We start from the raw sequence: 14,311 nt of genomic DNA on the forward strand, positions 1-14,311 counted from the left end.
ACCGGACGGACGAGGACACGAGGATCACCTCGTACAGGGAACGGGGAACGACGACGGCGGTGCGGTCGCACATGGCCGGGCCCCCCTCTCTCGTCACTTGGTGGGGCGAGTCTAGGGACGGTGAGGGGGCCGGGTCACCGCATTTTCGGTGCGCAGTGACACCCGGGGTCACTCGGCCCGGACGGCGTCCACGTACACGACCCCCTTGGTCACCGTCTCGCTCGCCCGGCCGAGGTACAGGTTGAACGCCGTCACCTTCGCCAGCCGGGCCGCGTCGAGCACGGCGCCGGCGTTGCCGGTGTCCCAGGGAGCGGGCCCGAACTCGCCGAAGGGAGCCCTGAGTTCCCGTCCGCTCGTGTCGTCCAGCGCAAAGCGGTACTGGAACGGGATCCCGTCGGCGACGATCTCCAGCGCCCCGGCGTTCTCCGACCCGTCGCCCCGCAGCCACAGCGCCAGGGAGGTGAAGGCGGACCAGTCCGCGACGACCGGCCTGCCGATGCCGGTGAACTCGGCGCCGGTGAAGTCGTAGGCGTAGGCCAGCCCGTAGGAGCCGGAGGACTTGTGTTCGGGCGACAGGCTCAGCGTGTGGGTGTTGAGGTGGGTGTACGCCTCGCCGAGGGCGACGTCGTCCCCGGCGTACCCCTCGAAGTCGTCGATCCAGCCGGCGGGCAGGGGGGCGGCCTCGCCGAGGAGGACGACGGCGGAGTCGGTGAGCGTCTCGCCGCCCGCCCGCGCGCGCACGGTGAGGGTCGCCGAGCCCTTCCTCCGCTGAGCCGGGTCGATCGACCAGACGCCCGAGTGATAGCCGTCGGCGTCGAGGCGCAGGCGTCTGGCGGGTCCGCCGTCCACGGAGTAGGTGACCCGGCTCCCCCGTGCGGGCGTGACCCGCACCCGGACGGTGGTCCTGGCGGCCGTCACGCGCTGCCGGTCCGTGGGGGTCACCAGATGGAGGGACGGGCCGTTCCTGACAGCGGTGGTACGAGCGGCGAACACGCCTCGCAGATCGGCGGCGAAGAGGGTGAAGGGATCCTGGTGGAACCGGACGAAGTCCGGCAGCAGGGCGTGCCCGGGGTACGGCACGTAGGCGCGCTTGGTGCCGCCGAAGTTGGCCCAGGTGGCCATGTACGCCACCTGACGGGCCAGCGGGTCCGCCTCCACGGCCCGCAGCAGCCGGGTGAACCACTGCGGGTCGCGGATCTCGGTGCCGCTCTCCCCGAACTCGGTGAACGCGGGCACCTTGCCCCGCTCGTTCGCGAGCCGGACCACCATCGCCAGGTCCCTCACCAGCCCCTCCAGCCAGGGGGTCGGTCCGGCGCCCTCGTCGTAGGAGTCGTAGCCGAGGACGTCGACGAACCGGTCGCCGGGGTAGGTGCGCAGGTACGCGGCCGGGTCGCCGCCGAGGCTCGCGTTGGGCGAGTAGGCGTAGAGCAGGTTGTGGACGCCCTTGACGTCGCGCAGGTACTCCACGGTGTAGCGGAACAGTTCGATGAACTCGCCCGAGGTGGTGTGGCCGGCCCCCCACCAGAACCAGCCGCCGTTGTTCTCGTGGAAGGGGCGGAAGACGACCGGGATGAGGGTGCCGTCCGGGCGCCGGGCGCCCTTGACCGCCTTCGCGACGCGGTCCAGGAAGCGGTTGAAGCGCGCGTGCTTCGCCCCTCCGGGGAGGATCTGGCCGACGACGCGGCCCCTGGTGTCGTAGAAGTCCTTGCCGGTGACGAAGTTCGGCATGTGGGCGCTGAGGGTGTTGATGCCGCCGCGGGCGTCGCCCTGCCGGATGCACCGGCTGAGCGCGGCGATGTTCTCGGCGTCGGTGGCGCCCTCGGCACCGGGGCGCTCGTCGCCGTCGAGGATCAGGGTGTCCCAGCCGAAGACCGCGGGGTGGTCGCCCACCGCCGCCCTGGTGTCGGACGACCTGCCGTCGGGTGTGGTGAAGGTGAAGCCGTAGGTCAGGTCGTGCTGGTGCCCGAACAGGATGCCCTTGCCCCGCTGCCGTCTCAGGTACGCGAACAGGGCGCGGGTGGCGGGGGTCGCCCTGTCGTCGACGATCCGGACCGGTGTCGGTGTGCCGGGGACCGCCGCGGGCGCGGCCACCGAGGTCCGGGTCCCGGCGGCCGCGGCGACGGCGGCGCCCAGGAGGACGAACGTGCGGCGTTTCAGGGGAGAGCTGGGCATGGGTGTCTCCAGTGACGTGCTCGGCTGCCGGCGCGGCAGCGGTGGGGGACGGCGCCGATGTCCTGCACGCGCGGAGCCCGTCGGCCACGTGCGTCGCATGGGAGGCGTGTGGTTCAAGTGACGCTATTTGACTAGAGGTTGAGAAGAAACGAAAGGGTCCGGCTCGATCTGCCGGAGGCCGTCGTCGGCCGCGCCGGCCTCGAAGCGCGCGGCGCGGCCAGGGACACGCGAAGGGCCCCGACCGTCCCGGTCGGGGCCCTTCTCACGTGTGTCGCCGTAGCGAGTGTCCGAGGGGGGACTTGAACCCCCACGCCCGATAAAGGGCACTAGCACCTCAAGCTAGCGCGTCTGCCATTCCGCCACCCGGACCAGGTGTCTGCCGCCTGGCCAGGGGTTTTCCCGGTGGCGACAGGGACAACAATACCAAGGTTTCGGAGCGCCCTTCACCTGCGTTTCCGCCCGCGGGTCCGGGTCCCGGGCGGGGCCGTGCGGGTCCCGGCGAGCGGACCCGCACGGCCTCACCCCCTGTGTGCGGAACGTGACGGACCGGCCATGTCAGGCCGCGGACGGCATGAGGTGGTACTCGGGGAAGTTCCCCGGCAGCCGCTCCCCCGCCGGACCGCGGGTGACGGCTTTGACCAGCAGGTCACCGCCGACGAAGGCACCGCGCCAGGACGCGCCGAAGCCGCCGAACAGCTCGTCGCGGTCGCCGCGCGAGCGGGGTGTGCCGTGGCCGACCTTGAACGCCCGGATCTGGGGTGCCAGCCGCTCGTACGTCGCCCGGTCGTCGGTGGAGAGGGTGGCGACCAGCGCGCCGTTGGAGGCGTTCATGGCGGCGAGCAGTTCGGCCTCGGTGTCGACCAGGACGATCGTGTCGACCGGGCCGAAGGGTTCCGCGTGGTGGAGCGGGGAGGAGGCGGGCGGGTTGAGGAGGGTGACGGGCTGGACGTACGCGCCGGTGTCCTGGCCGGGCAGGAAGCGCGCGTCGGAGGGTCTGCCCCGGTGCAGCGGGACGGCGCCCCGGTCGACGGCCTCGGCGACCTGGTCGGTCAGTTCCTTGGCCTTGGCCGCGTTGATGACGGGCCCGAAGTCCAGGGTCGGGTACGGGTCGTCGGGGTGCTCGACCGCCAGGGGGTGGCCGACCCTGAGGGTGCGGACGGCCGGGAGGTAGGCGGCGAGGAAGTCGTCGAACAGTTCCCGCTGGACGACGAAGCGCGGGTACGCGGTGCAGCGCTGTTTGCCGTAGTCGAAGAGTTTGGGGACGACGGCGGTCAGGGCGTCCCAGTCGGTGTGGTTCCAGATGCCCCAGGTGTTCAGGCCCTCCTGTTCCAGGACGTGGCGTTTGCCCAGGTCGGCGACCGCGGTGGCCACGGCGGCGCCGGTGTCGCGGCCGCCGACGAAGGAGACGCAGCCGATCTCGGGGGCCCGGACCAGCGCCTGCGACAGCTCGCGTCCGCTGCCGCTGACGAGGGTGACGGGGACGCCCTCCCGGGCGGCGAGGGCGGTGGCCAGGGTGAGGCAGGCGACGCCGCCGTCGGTGGGGGTCTTGGCGATGACGGCGTTGCCCGCCAGCGCCTGGACCAGCATCCCGTGGACCAGGACGCTCATCGGGTAGTTCCAGCTGGCGATGTTGGAGACCGGGCCGTCGAGGGGGACGCGGCCCTCGACCATGGGCTCGATGCCGTCGACGTACCAGCGGACGCCGTCGATCGCCCGGTCCACGTCGGCCTGCGCGAGCCGCCAGGGTTTGCCGATCTCCCAGACGAGGAGCAGGGCGAGCAGTTCCCGGTGCTGGGTGAGGGCGTCGAGGGTGGCGGCGACCCGGGCGCGGCGTTCGCCGAGGGGGACGTGGCGCCAGGCCCGGTGCTGGTCGAGGGAGGCTCCGACCGCCTGCCGGGCGGTGGTGCCGTCCAGCCGGGGCGGGCCCGCGACGGGGCTGCCGTCGACGGGGCTGGTGGCGGCCAGGGCGCGGCCGTCGGCCCGCCAGGCGGCGCCCCAGCGGTTGAGGACACGGTCGTCCCGGAAGGCTTCGGGGGCGACGGCGAGGCAGCGCTGCCACGCCTCGGTCCAGGCGGTGCCGGATTTGAGGGTGAGGGTGGATGTCATACGTCGCTCCGCTCTCGGTGCACAGTCGGGGGCGGGGTGGTGCGTCGGGCAGAGGTGCGGTCAGCCCTCGGACTCCAGCGCGGCGAGCACCAGCCGGGCCGTCTCCGTGGGGGTGCCGCCGACCCGTACCCCGGCCGCCTCCAGCGCCTCCTTCTTGGCCTGCGCGGTGCCGGAGGAGCCGGAGACGATCGCGCCGGCGTGGCCCATCGTCCTGCCCTCGGGGGCGGTGAAGCCGGCGATGTAGCCGACGACGGGCTTGGTGACGTGGTCGCGGACGTACGCGGCGGCCCGTTCCTCGGCGTCGCCGCCGATCTCGCCGATGAGGACGATGAGTTCGGTGTCGGGGTCGTCCTGGAAGGCGGCCAGGCAGTCGATGTGGGTGGTGCCCACGACGGGGTCGCCGCCGATACCGACGCAGGTGGAGAAGCCGATGTCACGGAGTTCGTACATGAGCTGGTAGGTGAGGGTGCCGGACTTGGAGACCAGGCCGACGCGTCCCGGTTTGGTGATGTCGGCGGGGATGATGCCGGCGTTGGACTGGCCGGGGGTGATCAGGCCGGGGCAGTTGGGGCCGACGATCCGGGTGCCCCGGGACTTCGCGTACGCGGTGAAGGCGACGGAGTCGTGGACGGGGATGCCCTCGGTGATGACGACGGCGAGGCCGATGCCGGCGTCGGCGGCCTCGACGACGGCCGCTTTCGCGAAGGCCGGCGGGACGAAGACGACGGTGACGTCGGCGCCGGTGGCCTCGATGCCCTCGGCGACCGAGCCGAAGACGGGGACGGCCCGCTCGTCGAAGTCGACGGTGCGGCCGGCCTTGCGGGGGTTGACGCCGCCGACGACGTTCGTGCCGGCCGCGAGCATGCGGCGGGTGTGCTTCATGCCCTCGCCGCCGGTCATGCCCTGGACGAGGACCCTGCTCTCCTGGGTGAGGTAGATGGCCATGTCCGGGCTCCTCAGTTCGCGTGGGCGAGGTCGGCGGCGCGGCGCGCGGCACCGTCCATGGTGGTGGCCTGGTGGACGAGCGGGTGGGCGCGGCCGTCGAGGATCGCCCGGCCGCGTACGGCGTTGTTGCCGTCGAGACGGACGACCAGCGGCTTGGTCAACCGGACGCCGTCGAGGGCCTGGACGATGCCGTCGGCGACCGCGTCGCAGGCGGTGATCCCGCCGAAGACGTTGACGAGGACGGACTTCACGTCGGGGTCGGAGAGGATGACGGAGAGACCGTCGGCCATGATCCGGGCGGAGGCGCCGCCGCCGATGTCGAGGAAGTTCGCGGGGCGCGCGCCGCAGCCCGCCACCACGTCGAGGGTCGACATGACGAGTCCGGCGCCGTTGCCGATGACTCCGACCTCGCCGTCCAGTTTCACGTAGGTGAGGCCCTTGGCGGCCGCGGCGGCCTCCAGCGGGTCGTCGTGCGCGACGTCCTCGTCGCCGAGGCGGGTCTGCCGGAAGCTCGCGTTGTCGTCGAGGGTGACCTTGCCGTCGAGGGCGAGGATGCGGCCCTGTCCGGTGCGGACGAGGGGGTTGACCTCGACGAGGAGGGCGTCCTCGCGGGTCAGCACCTGCCAGAGCCGCATGAGGGCGTCGACGCTCTGCGGGGGCAGACCGGCCGCCTCGGCGATCTCGGACGCCTTGGCGGAGGTGACGCCCTCGGCCGGGTCGACCGGGATACGGGCCACCGCCTCGGGCCGGGTGGCCGCCACCTCCTCGATGTCCATGCCGCCCTCGGCCGAGGCGATCGCGAGGAAGCCGCCGGCCGCGCGGTCGAGGACGTAGGAGACGTAGAACTCGCTCTCGATCGCGACGGGTTCGGCGATCATCACCGTGCGGACGGTGTGGCCCTTGATGTCCATGCCGAGGATCTGCCGTGCGGTGATCTCGGTGGCGGCGGGGTCGGCGGCGAGCTTCACCCCGCCCGCCTTGCCGCGTCCGCCGGTCTTCACCTGTGCCTTGACGACGACGCGTCCGCCCAGCCTGCGGGCGATCTCGCGGGCCTCCTTGGGCGAGTCGGTCACCTCGGCCCGCGGGACCGCGATGCCGTGTTCCTCGAAGAGTGCTCGTGCCTGGTGCTCGAAAAGGTCCATTCCGGCTCCTGACTCAAAAGTGCCGCACGCCCCCTGGACACCACCCAGGGGATGCGGGATAACAAGGTTCATACAGTATTCGTCGACTGTATGCAATCAACCGCGAGAGCGCTCCAACCCCTACGAAGGGACAGGACTTCGCCATGCCCGACGGCAACAGCCAGGAACTCATCTCCGGTGGTCACCTCGTCGCCAAGGCACTCAAGGCCGAGGGTGTGGAGGTCATCTACACCCTGTGCGGCGGCCACATCATCGACATCTACGACGGCTGCGTCGACGAGGGCATCGAGGTCGTCGACGTCCGCCACGAACAGGTCGCCGCCCATGCCGCCGACGGCTACGCCCGGATCACCGGCAAGCCCGGCTGCGCGGTCGTCACCGCCGGCCCCGGTACGACCGACGCCGTCACCGGTGTCGCCAACGCCTTCCGCGCGGAGTCCCCGATGCTCCTCATCGGCGGCCAGGGCGCGCACACCCAGCACAAGATGGGGTCCCTGCAGGACCTGCCGCACGTCGACATGATGACGCCGATCACCAAGTTCGCGGCGACCGTGCCGGACACGGCCCGCGCCGCCGACATGGTCTCGATGGCGTTCCGCGAGTGCTACCACGGCGCCCCGGGCCCGTCCTTCCTGGAGATCCCGCGCGATGTCCTCGACGCCAAGGTGCCCGTGGAGAAGGCGCGCGTGCCGAAGGCGGGCGCCTACCGTGCCTCCACCCGCTCCGCCGGCGACCCCGAGGCGATCGAGAAGCTCGCCGACCTGCTGGTGCACGCGGAGAAGCCCGCGATCCTGCTGGGCAGCCAGGTGTGGACCACGCGGGGCACCGAGTCCGCGATCGACCTGGTGCGCACCCTCAACATCCCGGCCTACATGAACGGCGCGGGACGCGGCACCCTGCCGCCCGGCGACCCGCACCACTTCCAGCTCTCCCGCCGCTATGCCTTCTCCAACGCCGACGTCATCGTCATCGTCGGGACGCCGTTCGACTTCCGCATGGGCTACGGCAAGCGGCTGTCGCCGGACGCGACCGTCGTGCAGATCGACCTCGACTACCGGACCGTCGGCAAGAACCGCGACATCGACCTCGGGATCGTCGGCGACGCGGGCCTCGTCCTCAAGTCCGTGACCGAGGCGGCCTCCGGGCGGATCAACGGGGGCGCGTCCAGGCGCAAGGAGTGGCTGGACGAGCTGCGGGCCGCCGAACAGACCGCCATCGAGAAGCGGCTGCCCAGCCTGCGGTCCGACGCCTCGCCGATCCACCCCTACCGGCTGGTCAGCGAGATCAACGACTTCCTCACCGAGGACTCGATCTACATCGGCGACGGCGGCGACATCGTCACCTTCTCCGGCCAGGTCGTCCAGCCCAAGTCGCCCGGTCACTGGATGGACCCCGGCCCCCTCGGCACGCTCGGCGTCGGCGTCCCCTTCGTGCTCGCCGCCAAGAAGGCACGGCCCGACAAGGAGGTGGTGGCCCTCTTCGGCGACGGCGCCTTCTCCCTCACCGGCTGGGACTTCGAGACCCTCGTCCGCTACGACCTCCCCTTCGTCGGGATCGTCGGCAACAACTCCTCGATGAACCAGATCCGTTACGGCCAGAAGGCCAAGTACGGCGAGGAGCGCGAGCGGATCGGCAACACCCTCGGCGACGTCCACTACGACAAGTTCGCCCAGATGCTGGGCGGTTACGGCGAGGAGGTCCGCGACCCCGCCGACATCGGCCCCGCGCTGCGGCGCGCCCGTGAGTCCGGCAAGCCGTCGCTCATCAACGTCTGGGTCGACCCGGACGCGTACGCCCCCGGAACCATGAACCAGACGATGTACAAGTGAGGTGCCCCCGATGACCCCTACCGCAGGAACGTCGACCAAGGCTCTCGAAGGCATCCGCGTCCTCGACATGACGCACGTCCAGTCGGGCCCGTCCGCCACCCAGCTGCTCGCCTGGCTGGGCGCGGACGTGGTGAAGCTGGAGGCGCCGAGCGGGGACATCACGCGCAAGCAGCTGCGTGACCTCCCGGACGTCGACTCCCTCTACTTCACGATGCTCAACTGCAACAAGCGCAGCATCACACTCAACACCAAGACCCAGCGCGGCAAGGAGATCCTCACCGAGCTGATCCGGCGCTCCGACGTCATGGTCGAGAACTTCGGACCGGGCGCGGTCGACCGGATGGGCTTCACCTGGGACCGCATCCAGGAGATCAACCCCCGTATCGTCTACGCCTCGATCAAGGGGTTCGGGGAGGGCCCGTACACCGACTTCAAGGCGTACGAGGTCGTCGCGCAGGCCATGGGCGGGTCCATGGCCACCACGGGCTTCGAGGACGGGCCGCCGCTGGCGACGGGGGCCCAGATCGGGGACTCGGGCACGGGCGTGCACGCCGTGGCGGGGATCCTCGCCGCGCTGTACCAGCGGGAGAGCACCGGGCGCGGCCAGCGGGTCAACGTGGCCATGCAGCACGCCGTCCTCAACCTGTGCCGGGTGAAGCTGAGGGACCAGCAGCGGCTGGCCCACGGCCCGCTGCGTGAGTATCCCAACGAGGACTTCGGCGACGAGGTCCCCCGGTCCGGGAACGCCTCCGGCGGCGGCCAGCCCGGCTGGGCCGTGAAGTGCGCGCCGGGCGGCCCGAACGACTACGTGTACGTCATCGTGCAGCCGGTCGGCTGGCAGCCGATGAGCGAGCTGATCGGCCGGCCCGAACTGGCCGAGGACCCCGAGTGGGCGACGCCCGAGGCCCGGCTGCCCAAGCTGGGCAAGATGTTCCAGCTGATCGAGGAGTGGTCGTCCACGCTCCCCAAGTGGGAGGTGCTGGAGCGGCTGAACGCGCACAACATCCCGTGCGGGCCGATCCTGTCCACCAAGGAGATCATCGAGGACGCGTCCCTGGTCGCCAACGAGATGGTGGTCACCGTGCCGCACCCCGAGCGCGGCGAGTTCGTGACCGTGGGCAGCCCGCTGAAGCTGTCCGACTCCCCGGTGGACGTGACCAGTTCACCCCTGCTCGGCGAGCACAACGAAGAGGTCTACGTCGGCGAGCTGGGGCTCGGCGACGAGGAGCTGCGCCTGCTCAAGTCGAACGGAGTGATCTGATTGATGGCCGAAGACCGGGTGCTGAGGGTGCGCGCGCTCCTCGACGCCGTACGGGCCGAGGGCCGGAGCGCGCTGACCGCCCCCGAGGGCAAGGTGATCGCCGACGCGTACGGGATCGCCGTCCCCGGCGAGGAGCTGGCGCGGGACGTCGAGGAGGCGGTGTCGTTCGCGGCGCGCTTCGGCGGGCCGGTGGTGATGAAGATCGTCTCGCCGGACATCCTGCACAAGACCGACGCGGGCGGTGTGATCGTCGGGGTGGAGGGCGCGGCGGACGTACGGGCGGCGTTCCACACCATCGTCGACAACGCCCGTGCGTACGCGGCCGACGCCCGGATCGAGGGCGTGCAGGTCCAGGAGCTGCTGCCGAAGGGGCAGGAGGTCATCGTCGGCGCGGTGACGGACCCGACGTTCGGGAAGGTCGTCGCGTTCGGGCTCGGCGGGGTCCTGGTGGAGGTCCTCAAGGACGTGACGTTCCGGCTCGCGCCGGTCGACGCGGACGAGGCGCTGTCCATGCTGGACTCGATCCGCGCGGCGGAGATCCTGCGCGGGGTGCGGGGCGCTCCCGCCGTGGACCGGTGGGCGGTCGCGGAGCAGATCCGCCGGGTCTCCGAACTCGTCGCGGACTTCCCGGAGATCGCCGAGGTGGACCTCAATCCGGTGATCGCGACCCCCGAGAGCGCGGTCGCGGCGGACATCCGGGTCATCCTCGCGGAGTCGGTGCCGAAACCGCGGCGCCGGTACGGGCGCGAGGAGATCCTCACGTCGATGCGCCGGCTGATGCAGCCCTCGTCGGTGGCCGTGATCGGGGCCTCCAACGAGCAGGGCAAGATCGGCAACTCGGTGATGCGCAACCTCGTCGACGGCGGATTCGCCGGCGAGATCCACCCGGTGAACCCCAAGGCCGATGACATTCTGGGCCGCAAGGCGTACAAGAGTGTCACGGACGTTCCCGGTGAGGTGGATGTGGCGGTCTTCGCGATCCCCGCCAAGTTCGTGGCGTCGGCGCTGGAGGAGGTGGGCCGCAAGGGCATCCCCAACGCCGTACTGATCCCGTCGGGTTTCGCGGAGACCGGCGAGCACGCGCTCCAGGACGAGATCGTGGCGATCGCCGAGCGGCACGGCATCCGGCTGCTCGGGCCGAACATCTACGGCTACTACTCGACGTGGCAGGACCTGTGTGCCACGTTCTGCACGCCGTACGACGTCAAGGGCGGGGTCGCCCTGACCTCGCAGTCCGGCGGCATCGGGATGGCCATCCTGGGCTTCGCGCGCGCCACGAAGACCGGGGTGTCGGCGATCGTCGGGCTCGGCAACAAGTCGGACCTGGACGAGGACGACCTGCTGACCTGGTTCGGCGAGGACCCCCGCACCGAGTGCATCGCGATGCACCTGGAGGACCTGAAGGACGGTCGGGCGTTCGTCGAGGCCGCGCGGGCGACCGTCCCGAAGAAGCCGGTGGTGGTCCTCAAGGCGGGCCGTACGGCGGCCGGGGCGAAGGCGGCGGGCTCGCACACGGGCGCGCTGGCGGGCGACGACGCGGTGTACGAGGACATCCTGAAGCAGGCCGGGGTCATCAGGGCACCGGGGCTGAACGAGATGCTGGAGTACGCCCGGGCGCTGCCGGTGCTCCCCGCTCCGCGGGGCGACAACGTCGTCATCATCACGGGGGCCGGCGGCAGCGGTGTCCTGCTGTCCGACGCGGTCACCGACAACGGGCTGACCCTGATGGAGATCCCGCCGGACCTGGACGCGTCCTTCCGGGCGTTCATCCCGCCGTTCGGGGCCGCGGGCAACCCGGTCGACATCACCGGCGGCGAGCCCCCGTCGACGTACGAGGCGACGATCAGGCTGGGCCTGGAGGACCCGCGCATCCACGCGCTCGTCCTCGGCTACTGGCACACCATCGTCACCCCGCCCATGGTGTTCGCCGAACTCACCGCGCGCGTGGTGGCCGAGTTCCGCGAGCGGGGCATCGAGAAGCCGGTCGTCGCGTCGCTCGCGGGCGACGTCGAGGTGGAGGAGGCGTGCCAGTACCTCTTCGAGCGCGGGGTCGTGGCGTACCCGTACACGACCGAGAAGCCGGTCGCGGTGCTGGGCGCCAAGTACCGGTGGGCGCGGGCTGCGGGGCTGCTGTGACGGGCGCGGGCTGCCCCGATCCGGCCGGGGGTCCGGGGGTTGCTCCCCGGGCACGACCCAGCTCGGTGGGCGCGGGCCGCGGGGCTGTTGGGGGGCGGCCGATGAGGTGATCGAGGAGGGGGCGGCCCGGGGCCGCCCCCGACCCCGACAGCACGAAAGGTGTGGGACAGGGGGCGCTGGCCAGCTCTTTCGACACAAGGGGTGCAATCCGTCATGACTACCACCGACATCTCGACGCCCGTCCCCTACAGGGAGGTGACGGACCGGAACGGCCGTGTGTATCGGCTCGGTGAGACCGATATCGACATCATGGGCCGTAAGCGCAAGTGGATGGTCATCCTGCCGTGGATCGGCATGATGGGCATCAGCTCGGCCGAGTACGCCTTCGCGTCGGCCGAGGACACACTGCACATCGCACACAGCTGGAACGACGGGCACATCTTCTGGATGCTCGGTGTCTGGGTGTTCTTCCAGGCGGCCGTGGCCTTCCCCGCCGGAAAGCTCCGGGAGAGCGGCAAGCTGCCCGCCCGCTGGGCGATGATGCTCGGCGCACTCGGCACGCTGCTCGGATACCTGTCTCTCGCGTTCGCACCGCATGTGATCGTCGCGTACGTCGGGTTCGGCATGTTCAGCGGTATGGGTGCGGGCATGGTGTACGCGACCTGCGTGAACATGGTCGGCAAGTGGTATCCGGAGCGCAAGGGAGGCAAGACCGGCTTCGTCAACGGCGGTTTCGCCTACGGTTCCGTGCCGTTCGTCTTCCTCTTCACCAACTACATGGACCTGACGAACTTCCGCTGGGTCCTCGTCTCGGTCGGCCTCTTCCTGGCCACCACGGTGGCCGTGGCCGGCTACTTCTTCCGGGACCCGCCGAAGAACTGGTGGCCCGCCGAGGTCGACCCGCTGCAGCCGCCGAACGACCCGCGGGCCCGCCGCGCACTGGCGATGAACCCGCCGGCCGTGCGGCAGTACACCCCCGGGGAGGCCTGGCGGACCGGGCGCGTCGCGCTGATGTGGTTCTGCCTGCTGTGCACCTCGGGCGTGAACATCTTCGGCATCGCCTTCCAGGTCGACATCGGCGAGGAGGCCGGTTTCGCCGGTGGCATCGTCGCGACGGCCATGTCGATGAAGGCCATCGTCAACGGCACCGGCCGGGGCGTGATCGGCTGGCTGTCCGACCGTTACGGACGCAAGCGCTGCCTGATCTTCGTGTGCGTCGTCCTCGGCTTCTCGCAGTACGGCATCCTGTGGTCCGCCGACCTCAAGAACCTGCCGCTGTTCCTGCTCTTCTCCAGCATCTCCGGGTTCGGCGGAGGCGCCATCTTCCCGATGTTCGCGGCGATGACGGCGGACTACTTCGGCGAGAACAACAACGCCTCCAACTACGGGCTGGTCTACAGCTCCAAGCTGGTGTCCGGTCTGCTCGGCGCCGGCATGGGCAAGGTCGTGGTGGACAACTGGGGCCACAACGGGGCCTTCACCCTGGCGGGCTCGATCTCCCTGTTCGCCGCGTTCATCGCCCTCTTCCTGACCCCACCGGGCCGGCCGAGGGCGAAGAGTCTGACGGCCAACCCGATGCCGATCAGCCGGGACACGGACTAGAGCCGCCCGGTGTTTCCGCCGACGCCCGGCTGGGATCTCCCAGCCGGGCGTCGGCGTTGCGTCCTCGTTCCCGGTCTCTACTCGCCCTTCTCCCGCAGGGAGTGCAGGTGCTCGCTGGAGCGGCGGGCGAAGGTGAAGGACTCGGCGGGGTTGTCGTGCTCGGCCTGCCAGTGGTGGGCGCGTCGGGAACCCTTCAGATCGTTGACGGCCGAGATGAACCTCCGGTAGTCGATGTCGCCGTCGCCGACGTCCGTCATGCGGTAGCCGTACGGGTTCGACGGGTCGCTCGCGCCGTCCTTGACGTGGAACAGCGGGTAGCGGTCCGGGCGGCGCACGACGTAGTCGAGCGGCTCGAAGGGCGCGGCGGTGCCGTCGGGCCGCTTGGAGAAACGGAACTGGGCCACGTACGCCCAGAAGATGTCCATCTCCAGGAAGACGAGGTCGGGGTCGGTCTCGCGGAGCAGTACGTCGTAGAGGCGCACCTTGGGGTCGTCGGTGGCGAAGGAGAACTCCTCGGAGTGGTTGTGCTGGTAGAACTTCAGGCCCCGCGCCCTGGCGGCCGCGCCGTAGGTGTTGAACTCGTGGGCGGCCCGCTTCACCGCGTCGACGGTCGTGCCGTAGCGGAAGGGGCCGGCGGCGGTGCCGATGTGCTTCAGGCCGAGGGCCTGGGCGTCGTCGAGGACCTTGGTGAGGTTCTGGGCGAAGGTGTACGCGTTGGGGTCGCTCGCGTAGTAGCCGACGTGGCTGCCGATCGGGTTCAGGCCGTGGTCACGGGCCAGCCGCTTCAGCTGTTTGAGGGTGATGGGGCCCGCCGAGCCCTGGGTGTAGCCGGCGAACTCGACCTCGTCGTAGCCGTACTTCTCCAGCTCGGCGAAGACGGGGGCGAAGCCGAGGGTGGAGACCTTGTCGCGGAGGCTGTAGAGCTGGATGCCGAGACGGCCGGGCGGGAGGACGGGGCGGCCGTTGCCCGCGGTCGCCGTCCCGGTGCCGGCGGCGGCCCGGGCGGGGGCGGCGGCGCCCAGCAGGGCGGCGACGGTGGTGCCCGCGGCGACGCCGAGCATGCCTCGTCTGCTGAGGCGGTGGGTGAGTTCGGGATCGGGCTGGGAGGTGCGGCTCAT

Annotated in this window: 9 protein-coding genes and 1 tRNA gene; 4 read left to right on the forward strand and 6 right to left on the reverse strand. The window is 70.9% G+C overall.

Going from position 1 to position 14,311, the window contains the following annotated elements:
• Positions 1-168: 168 nt before the first annotated feature.
• The 5 genes from PYR72_RS11660 to sucC all read right to left on the reverse strand — a co-directional run bounded on the left by PYR72_RS11660 (position 169) and on the right by sucC (position 6,365).
• Positions 169-2,172: a glycosyl hydrolase gene (locus PYR72_RS11660; RefSeq protein ID WP_275455262.1), complete on the reverse strand. Its 2,004-nt coding sequence runs from the start codon at positions 2,170-2,172 to the stop codon at positions 169-171.
• Between the two features lie 284 nt (positions 2,173-2,456).
• Positions 2,457-2,541: transfer RNA gene (locus PYR72_RS11665), tRNA-Leu, on the reverse strand.
• Positions 2,542-2,727: 186 nt separating this feature from the next.
• Positions 2,728-4,278 carry an aldehyde dehydrogenase family protein gene (locus tag PYR72_RS11670; protein ID WP_275455263.1) on the reverse strand — a complete coding sequence of 517 codons (1,551 nt, stop codon included), beginning with the start codon at positions 4,276-4,278 and terminating at the stop codon, positions 2,728-2,730.
• A 60-nt stretch (positions 4,279-4,338) separates the two neighbouring features.
• Positions 4,339-5,223, reverse strand: a complete 885-nt coding sequence (gene sucD, locus PYR72_RS11675; RefSeq protein ID WP_275455264.1) for a succinate--CoA ligase subunit alpha — start codon at positions 5,221-5,223, stop codon at positions 4,339-4,341.
• Between the two features lie 11 nt (positions 5,224-5,234).
• A complete protein-coding gene (gene sucC, locus PYR72_RS11680) occupies positions 5,235-6,365 on the reverse strand; it encodes an ADP-forming succinate--CoA ligase subunit beta (protein WP_275455265.1) in 1,131 nt (376 codons plus the stop codon).
• 143 nt (positions 6,366-6,508) lie between these two features.
• On the opposite strand from sucC, the gene PYR72_RS11685 reads away from it, so the two are divergent.
• The 4 genes from PYR72_RS11685 to PYR72_RS11700 all read left to right on the forward strand — a co-directional run bounded on the left by PYR72_RS11685 (position 6,509) and on the right by PYR72_RS11700 (position 13,193).
• Positions 6,509-8,194 carry a thiamine pyrophosphate-binding protein gene (locus tag PYR72_RS11685; RefSeq protein WP_275455266.1) on the forward strand — a complete coding sequence of 562 codons (1,686 nt, stop codon included), beginning with the start codon at positions 6,509-6,511 and terminating at the stop codon, positions 8,192-8,194.
• Between the two features lie 10 nt (positions 8,195-8,204).
• Positions 8,205-9,455 (forward strand): formyl-CoA transferase, encoded by a 1,251-nt coding sequence (gene frc, locus PYR72_RS11690; protein ID WP_275455267.1) that lies wholly within the window; start codon positions 8,205-8,207, stop codon positions 9,453-9,455.
• 3 nt (positions 9,456-9,458) lie between these two features.
• Positions 9,459-11,591, forward strand: coding sequence for an acetate--CoA ligase family protein (locus tag PYR72_RS11695; protein WP_275455268.1), 2,133 nt, complete (start codon positions 9,459-9,461; stop codon positions 11,589-11,591).
• 213 nt (positions 11,592-11,804) lie between these two features.
• Complete coding sequence (locus PYR72_RS11700; protein WP_275455269.1) at positions 11,805-13,193, forward strand: OFA family MFS transporter; 1,389 nt, start codon at positions 11,805-11,807, stop codon at positions 13,191-13,193.
• Between the two features lie 77 nt (positions 13,194-13,270).
• On the opposite strand, the gene PYR72_RS11705 is transcribed toward PYR72_RS11700, so the two are convergent.
• Positions 13,271-14,311: a sugar phosphate isomerase/epimerase gene (locus PYR72_RS11705; protein WP_275455270.1), complete on the reverse strand. Its 1,041-nt coding sequence runs from the start codon at positions 14,309-14,311 to the stop codon at positions 13,271-13,273.

This window comes from Streptomyces sp. VNUA24 (assembly GCF_029167005.1).
Taxonomy (GTDB): domain Bacteria; phylum Actinomycetota; class Actinomycetes; order Streptomycetales; family Streptomycetaceae; genus Streptomyces; species Streptomyces scabiei.

Bases quoted from the DNA above. Each gene is read 5' to 3' on its own strand.
- PYR72_RS11660 (WP_275455262.1), bottom strand. From the start codon at position 2,172: ATGCCCAGCTCTCCCCTGAAACGCCGCACGTTCGTCCTCCTGGGCGCC.
- PYR72_RS11670 (WP_275455263.1), bottom strand. From the start codon at position 4,278: ATGACATCCACCCTCACCCTCAAATCCGGCACCGCCTGGACCGAGGCG.
- sucD (WP_275455264.1), bottom strand. From the start codon at position 5,223: ATGGCCATCTACCTCACCCAGGAGAGCAGGGTCCTCGTCCAGGGCATG.
- sucC (WP_275455265.1), bottom strand. From the start codon at position 6,365: ATGGACCTTTTCGAGCACCAGGCACGAGCACTCTTCGAGGAACACGGC.
- PYR72_RS11685 (WP_275455266.1), top strand. From the start codon at position 6,509: ATGCCCGACGGCAACAGCCAGGAACTCATCTCCGGTGGTCACCTCGTC.
- frc (WP_275455267.1), top strand. From the start codon at position 8,205: ATGACCCCTACCGCAGGAACGTCGACCAAGGCTCTCGAAGGCATCCGC.
- PYR72_RS11695 (WP_275455268.1), top strand. From the start codon at position 9,459: ATGGCCGAAGACCGGGTGCTGAGGGTGCGCGCGCTCCTCGACGCCGTA.
- PYR72_RS11700 (WP_275455269.1), top strand. From the start codon at position 11,805: ATGACTACCACCGACATCTCGACGCCCGTCCCCTACAGGGAGGTGACG.
- PYR72_RS11705 (WP_275455270.1), bottom strand. From the start codon at position 14,311: ATGAGCCGCACCTCCCAGCCCGATCCCGAACTCACCCACCGCCTCAGC.